The organism is Rhodococcus sp. PD04, from assembly GCF_035918275.1.
In the GTDB taxonomy this organism is placed as follows: domain Bacteria; phylum Actinomycetota; class Actinomycetes; order Mycobacteriales; family Mycobacteriaceae; genus Rhodococcus; species Rhodococcus rhodochrous.
In genome coordinates this window covers 4145419-4162321 of record NZ_CP142143.1, presented here as the reverse complement: position 1 = coordinate 4162321, position 16903 = coordinate 4145419, and the positions used below count along the sequence as shown (strand labels likewise).

Annotated in this window: 16 protein-coding genes; 9 read left to right on the top strand and 7 right to left on the bottom strand. The window is 68.3% G+C overall.

The annotated features are described in order from the left end of the window. Positions 1-51: 51 nt before the first annotated feature. Positions 52-630 carry a TerD family protein gene (locus U9J23_RS19070; protein ID WP_006552942.1) on the top strand — a complete coding sequence of 193 codons (579 nt, stop codon included), beginning with the start codon at positions 52-54 and terminating at the stop codon, positions 628-630. Positions 631-639: 9 nt separating this feature from the next. On the opposite strand, the gene U9J23_RS19065 is transcribed toward U9J23_RS19070, so the two are convergent. After that, entirely contained in the window at positions 640-1293 is a 654-nt protein-coding gene (locus tag U9J23_RS19065; RefSeq protein WP_059384535.1) for a hypothetical protein, read from the bottom strand. 250 nt (positions 1294-1543) lie between these two features. Between U9J23_RS19065 and U9J23_RS19060 the strand changes: the two genes are divergently transcribed. The 3 genes from U9J23_RS19060 to yczR all read left to right on the top strand — a co-directional run bounded on the left by U9J23_RS19060 (position 1544) and on the right by yczR (position 6015). Beyond that, a complete protein-coding gene (locus U9J23_RS19060; protein ID WP_272269091.1) occupies positions 1544-2833 on the top strand; it encodes an adenylosuccinate synthase in 1290 nt (429 codons plus the stop codon). 128 nt (positions 2834-2961) lie between these two features. Continuing rightward, complete coding sequence (locus U9J23_RS19055; protein WP_059384533.1) at positions 2962-4500, top strand: alkaline phosphatase D family protein; 1539 nt, start codon at positions 2962-2964, stop codon at positions 4498-4500. 33 nt (positions 4501-4533) lie between these two features. Further along, positions 4534-6015: a MocR-like transcription factor YczR gene (gene yczR / locus U9J23_RS19050; RefSeq protein ID WP_059384532.1), complete on the top strand. Its 1482-nt coding sequence runs from the start codon at positions 4534-4536 to the stop codon at positions 6013-6015. A 9-nt stretch (positions 6016-6024) separates the two neighbouring features. Here the strand turns inward: yczR and U9J23_RS19045 are convergent, their stop codons facing one another. The 3 genes from U9J23_RS19045 to U9J23_RS19035 form a co-directional block, all read right to left on the bottom strand. After that, a complete protein-coding gene (locus U9J23_RS19045; RefSeq protein ID WP_095092052.1) occupies positions 6025-6972 on the bottom strand; it encodes an alpha/beta fold hydrolase in 948 nt (315 codons plus the stop codon). A gap of 114 nt (positions 6973-7086) precedes the next feature. Continuing rightward, on the bottom strand, positions 7087-8184 hold the full coding sequence (locus U9J23_RS19040) for a CaiB/BaiF CoA transferase family protein (RefSeq protein ID WP_059384531.1): 1098 nt from the start codon (positions 8182-8184) through the stop codon (positions 7087-7089). 91 nt (positions 8185-8275) lie between these two features. Beyond that, positions 8276-8653 carry a nuclear transport factor 2 family protein gene (locus U9J23_RS19035; RefSeq protein ID WP_059384530.1) on the bottom strand — a complete coding sequence of 126 codons (378 nt, stop codon included), beginning with the start codon at positions 8651-8653 and terminating at the stop codon, positions 8276-8278. A gap of 92 nt (positions 8654-8745) precedes the next feature. Here U9J23_RS19035 and U9J23_RS19030 point away from each other — a divergent pair, with 92 nt between their 5' ends. Then, positions 8746-9126: a VOC family protein gene (locus U9J23_RS19030; RefSeq protein ID WP_088899375.1), complete on the top strand. Its 381-nt coding sequence runs from the start codon at positions 8746-8748 to the stop codon at positions 9124-9126. 7 nt (positions 9127-9133) lie between these two features. On the opposite strand, the gene U9J23_RS19025 is transcribed toward U9J23_RS19030, so the two are convergent. Together U9J23_RS19025 and U9J23_RS19020 are read right to left on the bottom strand one after the other, a co-directional pair. Continuing rightward, on the bottom strand, positions 9134-9562 hold the full coding sequence (locus U9J23_RS19025) for a hypothetical protein (RefSeq protein WP_326599792.1): 429 nt from the start codon (positions 9560-9562) through the stop codon (positions 9134-9136). Between the two features lie 23 nt (positions 9563-9585). Beyond that, on the bottom strand, positions 9586-12363 hold the full coding sequence (locus U9J23_RS19020) for a vitamin B12-dependent ribonucleotide reductase (RefSeq protein ID WP_272269083.1): 2778 nt from the start codon (positions 12361-12363) through the stop codon (positions 9586-9588). 107 nt (positions 12364-12470) lie between these two features. On the opposite strand from U9J23_RS19020, the gene U9J23_RS19015 reads away from it, so the two are divergent. Beyond that, positions 12471-12953 (top strand): DUF456 domain-containing protein, encoded by a 483-nt coding sequence (locus U9J23_RS19015; protein ID WP_059384526.1) that lies wholly within the window; start codon positions 12471-12473, stop codon positions 12951-12953. Between the two features lie 74 nt (positions 12954-13027). Here the strand turns inward: U9J23_RS19015 and U9J23_RS19010 are convergent, their stop codons facing one another. Further along, on the bottom strand, positions 13028-14425 hold the full coding sequence (locus tag U9J23_RS19010) for an FAD-dependent oxidoreductase (RefSeq protein WP_059384525.1): 1398 nt from the start codon (positions 14423-14425) through the stop codon (positions 13028-13030). A 292-nt stretch (positions 14426-14717) separates the two neighbouring features. On the opposite strand from U9J23_RS19010, the gene U9J23_RS19005 reads away from it, so the two are divergent. The 3 genes from U9J23_RS19005 to U9J23_RS18995 all read left to right on the top strand — a co-directional run bounded on the left by U9J23_RS19005 (position 14718) and on the right by U9J23_RS18995 (position 16865). After that, a complete protein-coding gene (locus tag U9J23_RS19005; RefSeq protein WP_059384524.1) occupies positions 14718-15164 on the top strand; it encodes an Rv0361 family membrane protein in 447 nt (148 codons plus the stop codon). 70 nt (positions 15165-15234) lie between these two features. Further along, entirely contained in the window at positions 15235-15645 is a 411-nt protein-coding gene (locus U9J23_RS19000; RefSeq protein WP_186455359.1) for a rhodanese-like domain-containing protein, read from the top strand. Next, positions 15642-16865 (top strand): O-succinylhomoserine sulfhydrylase, encoded by a 1224-nt coding sequence (locus U9J23_RS18995; protein ID WP_272269079.1) that lies wholly within the window; start codon positions 15642-15644, stop codon positions 16863-16865. The genes U9J23_RS19000 and U9J23_RS18995 overlap by 4 nt, the downstream gene beginning before the upstream one ends. Positions 16866-16903 lie beyond the last annotated feature (38 nt).

Sequence of the window (16903 nt, the reverse complement as noted above, 5' to 3'; positions counted from 1 at the left end):
GTCTTCACTAGGGTGGCGGTAGGCAACGATCATCGAGCGAAAGGATTCGGTATGGGTGTGAGCTTGGCCAAGGGCGGCAACGTTTCGCTGTCGAAGGAGGCTCCGAACCTGACGGCGGTGACGGTGGGTCTCGGCTGGGACGTGCGCGCGACGACCGGCGCGGACTTCGATCTCGACGCTAGCGCACTGCTGACGAGCGAGAACGGCAAGGTCCTGTCCGACCAGCATTTCGTCTTCTACAACAACCTGCGTTCGCCGGACGGCTCCGTCGAGCACACCGGCGACAACCTCACGGGTGAGGGCGAGGGCGACGACGAGAGCGTGAACGTCGACCTCGTCGCCGTTCCCGCGGAGGTCAAGTCGATCGTCTTCCCGGTGTCGATCCACGACGCCGACGCGCGGGGCCAGTCGTTCGGTCAGGTCCGCAACGCGTTCATCCGCGTCGTCGACCGCGCCGACGGCCGGGAACTCGCCCGCTACGACCTCACCGAGGATGCATCCACCGAGACCGCGATGGTCTTCGGTGAGCTGTACCGCCACGGTGGAGAGTGGAAGTTCCGCGCCATCGGCCAGGGCTACGCCTCCGGCCTGGCGGGCATCGCGCGGGACTACGGGGTCAACGTCGGCTGAAAACGGGTCTCAGCGGACGAGCTTCCACTTCTTGTCGTGCCGGTAGAAGGTCGACCGCTTGAGAGCCCGGGGGTTCGCGACCCCGTCGCGGGTGACGACCGCGGCGGGGGAACCCAATTGCATGGCCCGGCCCGTCAGCCACTTGTAGCCGCCGAACCAGCGCGGCCGGTCGATCGCGGCCCGCAGACCGGGCATCGCGGGTGTGGGTTCGACGCGGATGCCGGGCACCGTGCCGGAGAACAGGCGGGTGTCGTCGACGTAGGCCTCCCCGACGAGCGCGTCGCCGTTCTCCCCGCACAGCAGTGCACGGCCGACGAGGGCGATACCGGCGTCGTCGCGGATCAGCGGCAACGGCTTCGCGACCCCCTGGAGGGCGACGGTGGCGGCCTTCGACCCCGTCCGCAACCCGTACGCCTCGGTGGCGGGGGTGCGCTTCTCCGGGACGTACGCGACCTCCAGGTCGAGACGTTCGGTGCGCATCAGGCGGGTGACGGTCGCGGCGAAGGCGGCGTCGTCGCCCACGACGATCAGACGAGGGTCCTCCACCGACTCGAGATGCGCGAAGACGTCCTCGAAGTCGTCCTTCTCGGGGAGGGCAGGCGCAGACAGTGCGGTCACGGGGGTCAGCGCCAACGGCAATGGCACGTCACCGCATCTGAGCACTACCGGGGTCAACGGGTCTCCTCGAGGGGTCGGGTTCGTCGGGCTCTCGGCTGCGTCCACTGTAATGGGAAGCCGGTGGGGGAGGGCGGCGGCGACCCGGCACCGCGCCGCAGCTCCGGCGCTTCTGCAGTCCCGTCATTCGCGCTTGTCGGAGGGTGGACTACACTGTGGTCCCGGCTGCTGCCCGGTTGGGCAGGACCCTGCAGGCGAGACCGCCCGCACGTAGACACCTGCCTGAGGAGAGCGCGACATGCCGGCAATCGTCCTGATCGGAGCCCAGTGGGGCGACGAGGGCAAGGGCAAAGCTACCGATCTACTCGGCGGACGTCTGCAGTGGGTCGTGCGCTACCAGGGTGGTAACAACGCCGGTCACACGGTCGTGCTGCCCAACGGCGACAAGTTCGCCCTGCACCTGATCCCGTCGGGAATCCTGACGCCCGGCGTCAACAACGTCATCGGCAACGGTGTCGTGGTGGATCCGGGTGTGCTGCTCACCGAGCTCGAAGGTCTCGAGAAGCGCGACGTCGACACGTCCCGTCTGCTGCTCTCGGCCGATGCGCACCTGATCATGCCGTACCACGTGGCCATCGACAAGGTCACCGAACGCTTCCTCGGCAAGAAGAAGATCGGCACCACCGGACGCGGTATCGGTCCCTGCTACCAGGACAAGATCGCCCGCGTCGGCGTGCGGGTCGCCGATGTGCTCGACGAGAAGATCCTGACCCAGAAGGTCGAGGCCGCACTGGAATTCAAGAACCAGGTGCTCGTCAAGATCTACAACCGCAAGGCGCTCGACCCGCAGCAGGTGGTCGACGAGGTCCTCACCCAGGCCGAGGGTTTCAAGCACCGCATCACCGATACGCGCCTCGAACTGAACAAGGCGCTCGAGCGCGGCGACACGATCCTCCTCGAGGGTTCGCAGGGCACGTTGCTCGACGTCGACCACGGCACCTATCCGTACGTGACGTCGTCCAACCCCACCGCCGGCGGTGCCGCTGTCGGTTCGGGTATCGGCCCGGCGAAGATCTCGACGGTGCTGGGCATCCTCAAGGCCTACACCACCCGCGTCGGTTCGGGCCCGTTCCCGACCGAGCTGTTCGACGACCACGGCGCCTACCTGGCCAAGCAGGGTGGAGAGGTCGGTGTCACCACCGGTCGTGCCCGCCGCACGGGATGGTTCGACGCCGTCATCGCCCGCTACGCCACCCGAGTCAACGGCATCACCGACTACTTCCTCACTAAGCTCGACGTGCTGTCGGGCCTCGACACCGTGCCGATCTGCGTCGGCTACGAGGTCGACGGTGTGCGGATCGACGAGATGCCGATGACGCAGACCGACGTGCACCACGCCAAGCCGATCTACGAGGAGATGCCGGGCTGGTGGGAGGACATCTCCCACGCCCGCACCTTCGAGGAGCTGCCGAAGAACGCGCAGAACTACGTGCTGCGTCTCGAGGAGCTCTCCGGCGCCTACATCTCCTGCATCGGTGTCGGACCGGGCCGCGACGAGACGATCGTCCGGCGCGACGTCATCCGCTGACGGGGTAGCTTCCGGCCCGCTCCGATTCGTCGTCGGACGGGCACCGATCCCTCACTGCATGTTCACCGACGGTTCGCACGGACTGTGCACGCTCGTCCCGCACAGTCCGTCGGACCCCGGGGAGAACCATGTACGTGTCCCGTCGAACCCTGCTACGCACCGTTGCGCTCGGAGCCCTCGCGGCTCCGGCGGCGGCGTGCTCGTCGGGAAGTTCCGTTGCAACGCCGAGCCTGGTCCGTGAGCGGCCGATCCTCACCCACGGTGTGGCCACCGGCGACGTGCGGGCCGACGGGGCGCTCGTGTGGGCGCGCTCGGATCGACCGGCTCGGCTCGTCGTGGAGACGGCGGCCACCGAATCCTTCACCGATCCCGTCCGGCACGTGGGTGGACTGCTCACACCCGAGACCGACGGAACCGGCCGGCTGCGGTTGACGGGACTGCCGGCCGGTGAGCAGGTGCACTACCGTGTCGTCCTCGAAGGCGAGGACGGCGCCACGTCCGAGCCGGTGACGGGTCTGTTCCGCACCGCCCCGACCGCTCCCGGCGACATCAGGCTGCAGTGGTCCGGCGACACTGCCGGTCAGGGCTTCGGCATCAACCCCGACGTCGGTGGGATGACGATCTTCGACACGATGGCCCGTCGCGACCCGCACCTGTTCGTGCATTCCGGCGATGTCGTGTACGCCGACAATCCGCTGAAGGAGACCGTCGAACTGCCGGACGGCCGGATCTGGCGCAACGTCGTCACCGAACCCAAGAGCGCCGTGGCGCAGACCCTCGACGAGTACCGCGGCCAGTACGCCTACAACCTCATGGACGAGAACTACCGCAGGTTCAACTCCACCGTCGCACAGATCGTGCAGTGGGACGACCACGAGACCGTCAACAACTGGTACGCGGGTGAGATCCTGGATCTCGACCAGTACACCGAGAAAAACGTGGACGTCCTGGCGGAACGGGCTTTCCGTGCCTTCCACGAGTGGCTCCCGCTCGATCCGGCGGAGGCCGTCGACGGACGTATCCACCGGGTCGTGCGGTACGGACCGCTGCTCGACGTCTTCGTACTCGACATGCGGACCTACAAGGACGCCAACGGCACCAACGTCGGCGCGGCGGGACAGGTGCTCGGCAGCGCGCAGACGCGGTGGCTCATCGACGAACTCACCCGCTCGACCGCCACCTGGAAGATCATCGCCGCCGACCTGCCGATCGGCCTGGTGGTACCCGACGGCGACACGGCCTTCGAAGGAATCGCGAACGGGGACAACGGCGCTCCCTCGGGTCGGGAATCGGAGATCGCGCAGGTCCTGTCGGCCGTCAAGGCGCGCAGGATCACCGGTACGGTGTGGTTGACCGCCGACGTGCACTACACGGCCGCGCATCACTATTCGCCGGACCGCGCCTCGTTCACCGACTTCGACGAGTTCTGGGAGTTCGTCTCGGGACCGCTCAACGCCGGTGCTTTCGGCCCCAACGAACTGGACGGGACGTTCGGTCCCGAGGCCGTCTTCGTGCACGCGCCCCCGGCGGCGAACACCTCACCGATGGACGGATATCAGCACTTCGGGGAGGTGTTCGTCGACGGCGCGACGAAGCAGATGCGGGTCGAGTTGCTCGACTCGCGAGGGACGGTCCTGTTCCGTCAGGTGCTCGATCCACCGTCCTGATCCCGCCCGCGCGGCGCGGGGCATACTGGATCGGTGATCACTCGAGCGATCGGAGCCGGTTCGCTCGTCCGCGACCTCGGCAACTGGCAGGATTCCGGACAGTCGCATTCCCGTCGCTCCGCTCGCGCCGATCCCCGCCCTGCCTACCGGGCGCTCGCGGACAGCATCCGCCTGCTCGTGCACGACGGTCGCGTCCCACTCGGGGTCGCCCTGCCCAGCGAGCGGGAACTCGCCGCCGCGCTGTCGGTGAGCCGCACCACCGTCGCCTCCGCCTATGCGGCGCTGCGGGAAGAGGGCTATCTGCGCAGCCGCCAGGGCGCCCGCAGTACGGTCGCCGTGCCTGCACGTCGGGACTCCGAGAACACGGGGTCCCGGATGCCGATCGGTCCGGCGATCGATCTGAGCAATGCCTCGCTGCCCGCGCCGGCAGCGGAGATCGAGGCGGCGTATGCGGCGGCGCTGCGGTCGATGTCGACCTATCTCGACTCGCACGGCATGGAACCGATCGGGGTGTTGGTGCTGCGCGAAGTCATCGCCCGTCGCTACCGCGAGCGTGGACTGCCCACCTCGCCCGACCAGATCATGGTGACCTCCGGCGCGCAGCACGCGATGCGTCTGCTGCTCGGTGTGCTCGACGATCCCGGCGACCGGGTGGTCGTCGACCACCCCACCTATCCCAATGCGCTCGAAGCGATCCGCCGGTACGGCGCGCGCCCGGTGCCGGTTCCGGTGCGCCCGGAGAACGGTCCGCACGGCGGCTGGGATCTCGACGGTGTCGCCAGCGCCGTCCGGCAGACCGCCGCTCGCACCGCCTTCCTGGTTCCCGATTTCCACAACCCCACGGGCCTGTGCCTCGACGAGGACGGCCGCGCCGAACTGGCCCGCATCATGCGCGACACGCGGACCACGCTCGTCGTCGACGAGTCGATGGTCGATCTCTGGCTCGACGCCCCGCCGCCGCCTCCCGTCGCAGCCATGCCTGCCGGCGCGTCGGTGGTGACGGTCGGCTCGACGGCGAAATCGCTGTGGGGTGGCCTGCGGGTGGGATGGATCCGCGCCGACCGCGACACGATCGTCCGGCTGGCCGGAGCGCGGACCGCGGTCGACCTGGGCACGCCCGTCATGGAACAGCTCGCGGCCGCGCATCTGCTCTCCGACGTCGACGAACTGCTCGAACGTCGCCGCGCTGCGTTGAGGGAACGACGTCGTGCGCTGTGCGACGCCCTGGACTGCCGGCTGCCCGACTGGGAGTACACGCCGGGTCAGGGCGGGATGTCGCTGTGGGCGCGGATGCCCGAACCGGTGTCGACCTCGCTGGCTGCCGCCGCGCCGTCCCACGGTGTGCTGCTCTCCGCCGGTCCGCGCTTCGGTGTGCAGGGCGCGTTCGAGCACTTCGTGCGCCTGCCGTACACGCAGGACGTCGAGGTCCTCGACGATGCCGTCGAGGCCATGGCCGCCGCCTACGACCAGGTGGCCTCCGGGCGCACACCCGACGAGGCGCGGCTCGTCGTCTGATTCTGCCTCTCAGGACGTCTCGATCAGCTCGCGCAGCGCCGCCGACACCTCTCCGGGTCGTTCCAGGGGGCCGCAGTGCCCGCTGTCGAAGGTGCGCAGTTCGAGCAGGTTCGGCAGGCGCTCGGCGATCCACTCGGATCGGCCCGGCGGTGAGATCCGGTCGTGGCTGCCCGCGATCACCAGGGTGGGCGCGGTGATCGCGGAGGGATCGACGGTGTCGATCATGTTCACCAGCAGCCGCCCGTAACCGCCGCGACCTCGTGCCGAGGTGCGGCCGAGCATGCGGTCGACGTCCGCGGTGATCGTCGCGGCCGCCCCCGTCCCGACGGCGACGCGGGAGAGCAGGTGCTTGCGCAACGGCATCCGCTGGGGGAGCGGCATCCGCGCCAGCGGAACGACGGTCTGGGCGACGCGGCGCCGCACCGTCGTCAGGCTCTGTGGTCCGCGCAGGAACTGCACGTTGTCGAAGATCTCGCCCGGTGTGGTGTTCACCAGGCCCACGGCCGACACCCGTGCGTCGACGTCGCGCGGATACCGCTCGGCCCAGGCCATCACGGCGATGCCGCCCATGGAGTGCCCGGCGACCACGACGGGTCGGCCGTCGGGTGCGGCCGCGCCCAGCACGGCGTGGAGATCGTCGGCGAGATGGTCCATCGTGTACGCCCGGGCAGGGGCGGCCTGGCTGCGTCCGTGACCGCGGTGATCGAAGGCGACCACCCGGTAGTCGTCGCACAGGTCGCGAATCTGGTTGCGCCAGAAACCGAGTTCGCACAGGATGCCGTGCGCCAGGACGATCGTCGGGGCGTCGGCGGGCCCGTACGCCTCGGTGTGGATGCGGGTGCCGTCCTTGCTGCGGACGTCGAGCACCTCCGGGACGCGGCCCGGGACCGCGGTGCGTGCTCGTGCTCGTGCCGTGGCCGCCGATCGATGGATCGCGGCTCCCACCCCATCACTCATGACGGTGTTGATAGCACACCGATCAGGGTGCGCCCGGTGGCTTTCCCGCTGATGGGACGGGCCCGGAACCGTATCGGTAGAACACCGTTACGATCCCGGGCCCGGACCGGGCGATCAGACCCAGAGGGTGTCGATGTCGGTGGCCTCGGCCGCCGGTCCGACCGGCTCACCGGCGGGGGTGCGGGAGAAGCGCGGAGCCGGTGCGTGCTGCACGACGCCGTCGATCTCGATCAGCGATCCGCGGGCGACGAGATGCTCGTTCTTCTCCGCCTCGGCCCAGGTGAGGACCGGGGAGACGCAGGCGTCGGTGCCGAGGAAGATCTCGGTCCACTCGTCGCGGGTCTTCGACAGGAACTTCTCGGTGAAGATCTTCTTCATCTCCGCCCAGCGCGAGGTGTCGAGCTGGTGCGGCAGGTCGGCCGGATCGAGCTCGAGGCCCTGCAGCAGCAGCGCGTAGAACTGCGGCTCGATGGAACCGACGGCCATGTACTTGCCGTCCTTGGTCTCGTAGACCTCGTAGAACGGTGCGCCGGTGTCGAGCATGTTGACGCCGCGCTCGTCCGACCACGCGCCGCGACCGCGGAACGCCCACATCATGTGCGACAGGGCGAGCGCGCCGTCGACCATCGCCGCGTCGACGACCTGACCCTTGCCGGAGGTCTGACGCTCGACGAGGGCGGACAGGATGCCGAACACGAGGAACATCGAACCGCCACCGAAGTCGCCGACCATGTTCAGCGGCGGCACCGGACGCTCGCCCTGGCGGCCGATGGCGTGCAGGACGCCGGTGAGGGAGATGTAGTTGATGTCGTGGCCGGCCGCGTTGGCGAGCGGGCCCTCCTGGCCCCAGCCGGTCATGCGGCCGTAGACGATGCGCGGGTTGCGCTCGAGGACCACGTCCGGTCCGAGGCCGAGCCGTTCGGTGACGCCGGGGCGGAAGCCCTCGATGAGGACGTCGGCGCGCTCGAGCAGGGTCAGGACCTTCTCGATGTCGGCGGGATCCTTGAGGTTGGCCTCGACGATGCGACGGTTGCGCTGAATCGGATCGCGCTGTCCCTCCTGCGGGATCTCGCCGGGGCGCTGCACGATGACGACATCGGCGCCGAGATCGGCGAGCAGGGTCGCGGCGTGCGGGCCGGGACCGAGGCCCTTGAACTCGACGACGCGGATACCCGCGAGCGGACCCTTCTTCTCAACAGCTTCAGCGGACACTCGACGAACCTCACTCCGATACGTAGGGACTGTCGAAACGGAGAGTACCTTAGCGAGCGTTCAGAATATGGTTCCGGTCACGCGGAACGGATCACTCCTCGTACAGATCTGCTTCACTCAGTCCGGTCGCCTCGAAGGCCTCCGCGAGATCGGTGTGCCGGACGACGGTGACCACCTGGTCGTCGACCACCCGGAAGGCGATCGCCTCCTCACGGGGACCCGGATCGGACGCCCACGTCGCCGTCTCCTCGACCACCACGACGCCCCGGTGGACGAACATGCGGCCCGGCTGCAGCGTGACGCCCGCCGTCGTCGCCCACTCGCGCAGCTCGTCGAGTCCTTGGTCGGGATCGTCGTCGGGGGTGGGCAGCACGATGTCGTCGCTCGACAACTGCACGAGCGTGTCGATGTCGTTGCTGTTCACGGCGTCGTGCCAGGCCAGGACCGTGGCGATCTCCGAGGTGCTCATGATCGAGAGCCTAGTCGCCGGATCGCGGAGGTGGGGGCGTGAATCCGCCGAATCCGCTGTCGCGCTCGGGCGCTCCGGCGCACAGTGGACATATGACGATCACCGGCCAACTCGTGAGTTTCATCCCGAGCACCGACCTCGACGTCTCGGAGATGTTCTACGTCGACACCCTGCGCTTCCGGAAGCTCTCCCGCGACCCGTTCGCGCTCGTCCTCGACGGAGGCGACGGCGCACCGGTCCGGGTGACCCTCGTGCAGTCGCGCGAGGAGACCGGCTACACCGTGCTGGGCTGGCGGGTATCCGATCTGGACGGCACCGTCGAACGACTGCGCGAGCACGGCGTGGAGTTCATCCGCTACAACGGCATGGACCAGGACGACCACGACGCGTGGACCGCGCCCGACGGCATGCGGGTCGCGTGGTTCCGAGACCCGCACGGCAACGTCCTGTCGTTGCTCGAACACCGCACCTGACGCGGCCTCAGCTCGCGAAGGCGCCCCACAGGAAGCCTGCGAACAGCACCGCGAAGCCACCCATCTCGCCGACGATCAGCGCGGCCATCGCCAGGCCCGTCCCGCGCACCGGATGCGCGAACTGGTTGGTGGTATCGCGCAGCGCGCCGTGCACGACATAGCTCGCGATCGCGCCGACGAAGAACATCACGATCACCGCGGCCGCCGCGAGATTCACCGCGGTGGGCCACGCGCTGAGCTCGACGAACACCGCGACCAGCAGCGTCGCGAAGGAGTACAACAGGGCGGAGCGGTGGGCGATGTCGACGTACGGGTGCGCGAGGTGGTCGTCGGAGGTCGCCATCTGCCGGTACTTCCACACGCCGAGAGCGAGTGCGAGGAGGAAGACCGCACCCGCGGCCGTCAGTGTCAGTTCGGTGTCGACTCCCAGGACCATCGCGCCAGTATGGACGCATCACCTCAGCTGCAGCCGCTGGTGTTCCCACAGGACGGACAGGCGTGGCACGACCCGGCCCGCTGCATCTTCACCCCGCACTGCATGCAATACGGCGCGTCCGGATTCGACGGCGACGGAGCGGCGAGCCCACCCGGGGAGGATGTGCTCTCGCTGTGTGTGCCGCGCGGGGCGGTCGCCGGCGGATCGGGCTCGCGCATCGGCGGCGTGCTCGTGTACGGCGTGAGCGTGGGGGTGTCGGGCACCGAACGCTCGGCGACGGTGAGGATGCCGAGTTCGGCGCGCTCGTCGGGTTCGAGATAGTCGACCGCCAGTCGCCGGAAGATGTAGTCGAGGATCGACGTGGCGATCCGCAGATCCGGATCGTCGGTGATCCCGGCAGGTTCGAAACGCGTACTCGTGAAGGCCCGGACGAAGGTGCGCAACGGAACCCCGTACTGCAGACCGTAACTGACCGACATCGAGAAGGCGTCCATGATGCCGGCCAAGGTCGAACCCTGCTTGGACACGCGCAGGAACATCTCGCCCGGACGCCCGTCGTCGTACTCGCCGATCGTGACGAAGCCCTTGCAGTCGGCCACCCGGAACTCGAACGTCCGCGAGTTGCGGGTACGCGGGAGCCGTTCGCGACGAGGCGCCGCGGACGGGACCGCCGCTTCTGCGACGGCAGGGCGCGACGATGTCGACAACGGTTGTCCCAGTTTGCAGTTGTCGCGGTAGATCGCGAGGGCCTTCACCCCCAGGCGCCATGCGTCGACGTACATGTCGGCGATGTCGTCGACGGTCGCGGACTCGGGCAGGTTCACCGTCTTCGAGATCGCACCCGACAGGAACGGTTGCACCGCGGCCATCATCCCGACGTGACCGCGCGGCGAGATGACGTTGTCGCCCATGGAGGTCGCGAACACCGGTGCGTGCTCGTCGCGCACGTGCGGTGCACCGGTGAGATCGTGGTGCAGATCGAGGTGCGCCACGATGTCGGCGACCTCCGACGGGCTGTAACCCAGACGCGACAGTGCGCGCGGCACACTGCGATTGACGATCGTGAGGCTGCCACCGCCGACGAGCTTCTTGGTCTTCACCAACGCCAGGTCCGGTTCGATCCCGGTGGTGTCGCAGTCCATCGCGAGCCCGATCGTGCCGGTCGGCGCGAGCACGCTGACCTGGCTGTTGCGCACACCGTGGGCGGTGCCGTCGGCCACCGCGCGATCCCACGCCTGTCGTGCCGCGTCGAGCACCTCGGCGGGTGCGAGATCGGCGTCGATGTCGTCGAGCGCACCACGGTGCTTGCCCAGCACGTCGAGCATCGGCGCGCGGTTCTCGTCGAACCCGTCGAACGGCCCGAGGCGCCGTGCCATGTCCGCCGACACGGCATAGGCGTGGCCGGTCATCAGAGCGGTGATCGCCGCGGCCGTCGCGCGACCGGCCTCGCTGTCGTAGGGCAGACCCGAAGCCATGAGCAGCGCACCGAGATTGGCGTAACCGAGCCCGAGCTGCCGGAACCGCCGCGACGTCTCACCGATCTTCTCGGTGGGGTAGTCGGCGCGGCCGACGAGGATCTCCTGCGCGGTGAGCATCACCGCCACGGCATGACGGAAACCGTCGACGTCGAAGGTGCCGTCCTCGCGTAGGAAGGTGAGCAGGTTCAGGCTCGCGAGGTTGCAGGCCGAATCGTCGAGATGCATGTACTCCGAGCAGGGATTCGACGCGTTGATCCGGCCGGTCGCCGAGGCGGTGTGCCAGGCGTTGATCGTCGTGTCGTACTGGATACCCGGGTCGGCGCACTCCCAGGTGGCGGCAGCGATGCGCTGCAACACCTCTCGCGCGCGGACCGTCCGGACCGTCTCGCCGGTCGTCACCGCACGCAGCGGCCACTCGGCGTCGGCCACGACCGCATGCATGAACTCGTCGGTCACGCGCACCGAGTTGTTCGCGTTCTGGTACTGCACCGAATGGATGTCGCTGCCGTCGAGACCCATGTCGAAACCGGCCTCGGCGAGCACCCGTGCCTTGCGTTCCTCGATCGCCTTGCAGTCGACGAACTCCTCGATGTCGGGATGGTCGACGTCGAGGATCACCATCTTCGCGGCCCGCCGGGTCTTGCCGCCGGACTTGATGGTCCCGGCCGAGGCGTCGGCGCCGCGCATGAAGCTGACCGGCCCCGACGCGCTTCCGCCGCCGGTGAGCGGTTCGGCCGACGAACGGATCCGGGAGAGGTTCACCCCCGCGCCCGACCCACCCTTGAAGATGACCGCTTCCTGCCGGTACCACTCGAGGATCGAATCGATGCTGTCGTCGACCGACAGGATGAAACACGCGCTGGCCTGTTGTGGAGTGTTCGGCACGCCGATGTTGAACCAGACGGGACTGTTGAACGAGGCCCGCTGGTGGATCAGCAGGTAGGTCAGTTCGGCGGCGAATGCCTCCGGGGCGTCGAGGTGGCCGTCGGTGTGCCCCCACGCGGTGATCGTGTCGACGATCCGCGCGATCACGTCGCGCAGCGAGTGTTCACGATCGGGGTGCCCGAGCTGCCCGCGGAAGTACTTCTGCGTGACGATGTCGGTGGCGTTCTGCGACCAGAAGGCGGGGAACTCCACATCCGTCTGCTCGAAGACGACACGGCCGGTGCCGTGATGGACGATCCGCGCGTCGCGTCGCTGCCACTCCACCGTCTCGGCAGGATCGACACCGGGCGTCGTGAAGTACCGGACGTCGCCGCGCACCGCGGCGGAAGCGGCGTCCGATGCACTCTTCGGGCTGCTGTGAGGCCTGGTACTGCTCATCGCGTCCTCCCGGGGGCGTGGACCGGTGGCACATATAGTCCCACCATGCTGCCACCGCGTCCCGGTACTCCGCCGTCTTCCGCCCGCTCGGCCCGCCCGGTGGCGCCGTGAGTGCCGGCGGCGAACTGCTCGTCGGGCTGGCGATCCTCGTCGGACTGCTCGGGATCGTGCTGCCGATCCTGCCCGGCGTCCTGCTGATCTTCGGTGCGATCGCCGTGTGGGCGTTCCTCACGGGAGGCACCACCGCATGGATCGTGCTGGGCGTCGCGACGGTGGCGCTGCTGGTCACCGGCATCGTGAAGTACACCTGGCCCGGCAAGCGACTGCAACAGGCCGGGGTGCCGAACCGGTCGCTCATCCTGGCCGGTCTGCTCGGCATCGTCGGCTTCTTCGTCATCCCCGTCGTCGGGCTGTTCCTGGGCTTCCTGCTCGGCATGTACCTGTCGGAGGTGCAGCGGCACCGCACCCACCGCGACGCGTGGGTCTCGACGGTCGCGGCGACCAAGGCGGTCGCGTTGTCGATCCTCGTCGAACTGTTCGGCGGGCTCGTCGCAGCGTCGGTATGGCTGGGCGCCGTCCTGCTCACCTGAGCACACCCGGAAAGCGAGAGGGACCCATCCGTGTGCGGATGGGTCCCTCCTCGTTCGTGCAGCTCAGGCGGCTGTCACGCCTTGTGCGGCTCGCTGGCGCGGAACATGTCCTCGCGCTCGACGACCTTCACGCGCTCGCGGCCCTCGGCCTCACCGAGGCTGCGCTCGTGCGCATCGAGGCGGTACCAGCCCTGCCAGGTGGTGTACGGCAGCTGCTTGTCCTCGAGGAACTTCACGATCGCGTCCTCGGACGGATCCTCGGGGGTGTTCAGACGGCCGGCGGCCCGGTCCTCGAGCAGGTTCGCGACGGTCTCGTTCGCGTCGCCCTTGGTGTGGCCGATCAGGCCGACGGGGCCGCGCTTGATCCAGCCGGTGACGTAGGTGTACGGCATGAACCGGTCGTGACCCTCGGCGTTCTCGTCGGCGAGAACACGTCCGGCCTCGTTCGGCACGGTGCCGGCCTGCTCGTCGAAGGGCAGCTTGGCGATGTTCTGCGACAGGTAGCCGACCGCGCGGTAGACGGCCTGGACCTCCCAGTCGTTGAACTTGCCGGTGCCGCGCACGTTGCCGGTGCCGTCGAGCTCGGTGCGCTCGGTGCGCAGACCGACGACCTTGCCGTCCTCGCCGAGGATCTCGTGCGGGGACTCGAAGAAGTGCAGGAACAGCTTGTGCGGGCGGTTGCCCACATCGCGGATCGCCCAGTCCTGCAGGGTGTTGGCGACCATGTCGACCTGCTTCGAGTTACGACGCGCCTGCTCGGAGCCTTCGTCGTAGTCGATGTCCTCGGGATCGACGATGACCTCGATGGTCGGGGAGTGGTCGAGTTCGCGCAGCTCGAGCGGCGTGAACTTGGCCTGCGCCGGACCACGGCGACCGAAGACGTGCACCTCGACGGCCTTGTTGTTCTTCAGGCCCTCGTAGACGTTCGGCGGGATCTCCGTCGGCAGGAGTTCGTCGCCGGTCTTGGCGAGCACGCGGGCGACGTCGAGCGCGACGTTGCCGACACCGAGGACGGCGACCTTCTCCGCCTCGAGCGGCCAGGTGCGCGGCACGTCGGGGTGACCGTCGTACCAGGACACGAAGTCGGCGGCGCCGTAGCTGCCGTCGAGATCGATACCGGGGATGTTCAGCGCGCGGTCCGCGTTCGCGCCGGTCGAGAAGATCACCGCATCGTAGAAACGCTGCAGGTCGTCGAGGTTGAAGTCGCTGCCGTAGTCGAGATTGCCGAGCAGGCGGATCTGCGGCTTGTCGAGCACCTTGTGCAGGGCCGTGATGATGCCCTTGATGCGCGGGTGGTCGGGCGCGACACCGTAGCGGATCAGACCGAACGGCGCCGGCATGCGCTCGAACAGGTCGATGCTGACCCCGGGATCCTGCGCAGTGTCGGACTTCATGAGTGCGTCGGCGGCGTAGATACCGGCAGGGCCGGCACCCACGATCGCGACGCGAAGGGGACGAGTCTGATCGGTCATCAGGGGATCAACTACCTCTTCGGTGTGCGGACGGACATATCCAGCTTAAATTAAGGCTGCCCTCAGTGGGCTCGGCGCAGGTCGCGCGGGGATGACGGCGAAGGAGAAGACATCGAGCCGTCGAGCGAATCGCTTCAGCGACAACACATGTGGGCACCCATACGACACAGGTCGACGGCGAGGCGTCGAACGAGCTGCGTGGTGGCCATGCGACAATTCCTACCTCGAGAGGGTTTTTAGGGCAAATGCGGCCGTGACGGGTCGCGACCTCGCGCCCACTAGGATCGGGCGCATGGCCAAGCGCGGAGCCCCCGAACCCGAACCCGATCCCGGCCCGGATCCCGACGGTCCCACCGGTAGCAGCATAGGGCCTTTCCTCGGAGCCCTCGCGGTGCTGGTGGTTCTCGTCCTCGTCGTCTTCGGCGCACAGCTCTTCTCCCCGGCGGGCGACGACCTCACCGAGGACGAGATGGTGCGCCGCGCGGTCACCGACTACGTCTCCGCGCACAACGAGAACGACGGACCGATCCTCGACCGGCTGCGCTGCAGCGATCTGCCCGCCGAGGAAGCGCCGCTCGCGGACGTCGAGGGACGGGTGGAACTGCAGGCCACACAGAACGTCTCCGTGGACGGCGATCGGGCCACCGTCGACGTCCGGACCGGCCTCGACGGGGAGACACAGACCGAGACGTGGCAGGTCGTCCGCGTCGACGACGTATGGCGGATCTGCCGGTTCTGACGCGTCGCCGTGCGTATACGAAGCGGTGCCCGCGTGTACGTCACAGTCCGACCTGTGAAAACATATCCGGGTGAGCTACGCAGGTGATATAACGCCGCAGCAGGCATGGGACCTGCTGCAAGGTGATCCGGATGCCGTGCTCGTCGATGTGCGTACCGAAGCCGAGTGGAAATACGTCGGGGTCCCCGAGACCTCGTCGCTCGGTCGCCGGACCGTGTTCGTCGAGTGGGTTCGTTACCCCGACGGCGCACCCAACCCGACCTTCGTCGAGGACCTGAGAGCGGCGGGTATCGGCGGCGGACCGGTGATCTTCCTGTGTCGCTCGGGGCAGCGCTCCATCGGAGCGGCCACGGCCGCCACCGCTGCGGGCCTGACCCCCGCCTACAACGTTCTCGAAGGATTCGAAGGCGCTCTCGACGGTGAAGGCCATCGCGGTGCCGAGGGCTGGCGGGCTGCGGGCCTGCCGTGGAGGCAGTCGTGAGTTCCATCCCCCAGGGCGGCGCGTTCGACAAGGCGCTGCCCGCCACCGTTCGCCCCGCCACGCTCGGCGTGCGCGGCGGCCTGCTGCGATCCGGCTTCGAGGAGACGTCCGAGGCGCTCTACCTCAACTCCGGGTTCGTCTACGAGTCCGCGGAGGCCGCCGAAGCTGCGTTCACCGGCGACGTCGACCACTTCGTCTACTCCCGTTACGGCAACCCCACGGTGAAGATGTTCGAGGAGCGCCTGCGCCTGCTCGACGGTGCCGAGGGCGCCTACGCCACCGCGTCCGGCATGTCCGCGGTGTTCACCGCGCTCGCCGCGCTGCTCGGCAAGGGTGACCGCCTCGTCGCGGCACGCAGCCTCTTCGGTTCGTGCTTCGTCGTGTGCAACGAGATCCTGCCCCGTTGGGGCGTCGAGACGGTGTTCGTCGACGGCGAGGACCTCGATCAGTGGGAGAAGGCACTGTCGGTGCCCACCACCGCGGTCTTCTTCGAGACCCCGTCGAACCCCATGCAGACCCTCGTCGACGTGCGACGCGTCTCCGAGATGGCACACGCGGCGGGCGCGAAGGTGGTGCTGGACAATGTCTTCGCCACGCCGCTGCTGCAGCGCAGCATCGATCTCGGCGCCGACATCGTCGTCTACTCCGGCACCAAGCACATCGACGGTCAGGGCCGCGTGCTCGGAGGAGCGATCCTCGGTCCCAAGGACTACATCGACGGGCCCGTGCAGCAGCTCATCCGCCACACCGGGCCGTCGCTGAGCCCGTTCAACGCGTGGACGCTGCTCAAGGGCCTCGAGACCATGCCGGTGCGGCTGCGCGCCTCGGTCGATTCGGCGCTGCGTATCGCGCAGTTCCTCGAGACGCAGGACGCCGTGCGCTTGGTCAAGTACCCCTATCTCGAATCGCACCCGCAGTACGAACTCGCGAAGTCGCAGATGAGCGGCGGTGGCACGATCATCACGTTCGAGCTCGACGCCCCCGAGGGCGAAGGCAAGAAGCGTGCCTTCGAGCTGCTGAACAAGCTGCGCATCGTCGACATCTCGAACAATCTCGGCGACTCCAAGTCGCTCATCACCCATCCGGCGACCACCACCCACCGGGCGATGGGACCGGAGGGCCGGGCCGCGATCGGTCTGTCCGACGGTGTGGTGCGACTGTCCGTCGGCCTCGAGGATTCCGAGGATCTGCTCGAAGATCTCCAGCAGGCGCTGTCCTGACCTGGGGCGCCGTGAGCTACGCTGCGGGTGTCCTGCCG

What these genes read in the sequence shown, in the direction of transcription:
- U9J23_RS19055 (WP_059384533.1), top strand. Translation starts at nt 2,962, where the DNA reads ATGTACGTGTCCCGTCGAACCCTGCTACGCACCGTTGCGCTCGGAGCC.
- U9J23_RS19025 (WP_326599792.1), bottom strand. Translation starts at nt 9,562, where the DNA reads ATGGTCCTGGGAGTCGACACCGAACTGACACTGACGGCCGCGGGTGCG.
- U9J23_RS19020 (WP_272269083.1), bottom strand. Translation starts at nt 12,363, where the DNA reads ATGAGCAGTACCAGGCCTCACAGCAGCCCGAAGAGTGCATCGGACGCC.
- U9J23_RS19005 (WP_059384524.1), top strand. Translation starts at nt 14,718, where the DNA reads ATGGCCAAGCGCGGAGCCCCCGAACCCGAACCCGATCCCGGCCCGGAT.
- U9J23_RS19060 (WP_272269091.1), top strand. Translation starts at nt 1,544, where the DNA reads ATGCCGGCAATCGTCCTGATCGGAGCCCAGTGGGGCGACGAGGGCAAG.
- U9J23_RS19030 (WP_088899375.1), top strand. Translation starts at nt 8,746, where the DNA reads ATGACGATCACCGGCCAACTCGTGAGTTTCATCCCGAGCACCGACCTC.
- U9J23_RS19070 (WP_006552942.1), top strand. Translation starts at nt 52, where the DNA reads ATGGGTGTGAGCTTGGCCAAGGGCGGCAACGTTTCGCTGTCGAAGGAG.
- U9J23_RS19010 (WP_059384525.1), bottom strand. Translation starts at nt 14,425, where the DNA reads ATGACCGATCAGACTCGTCCCCTTCGCGTCGCGATCGTGGGTGCCGGC.
- U9J23_RS19045 (WP_095092052.1), bottom strand. Translation starts at nt 6,972, where the DNA reads ATGAGTGATGGGGTGGGAGCCGCGATCCATCGATCGGCGGCCACGGCA.
- U9J23_RS19035 (WP_059384530.1), bottom strand. Translation starts at nt 8,653, where the DNA reads ATGAGCACCTCGGAGATCGCCACGGTCCTGGCCTGGCACGACGCCGTG.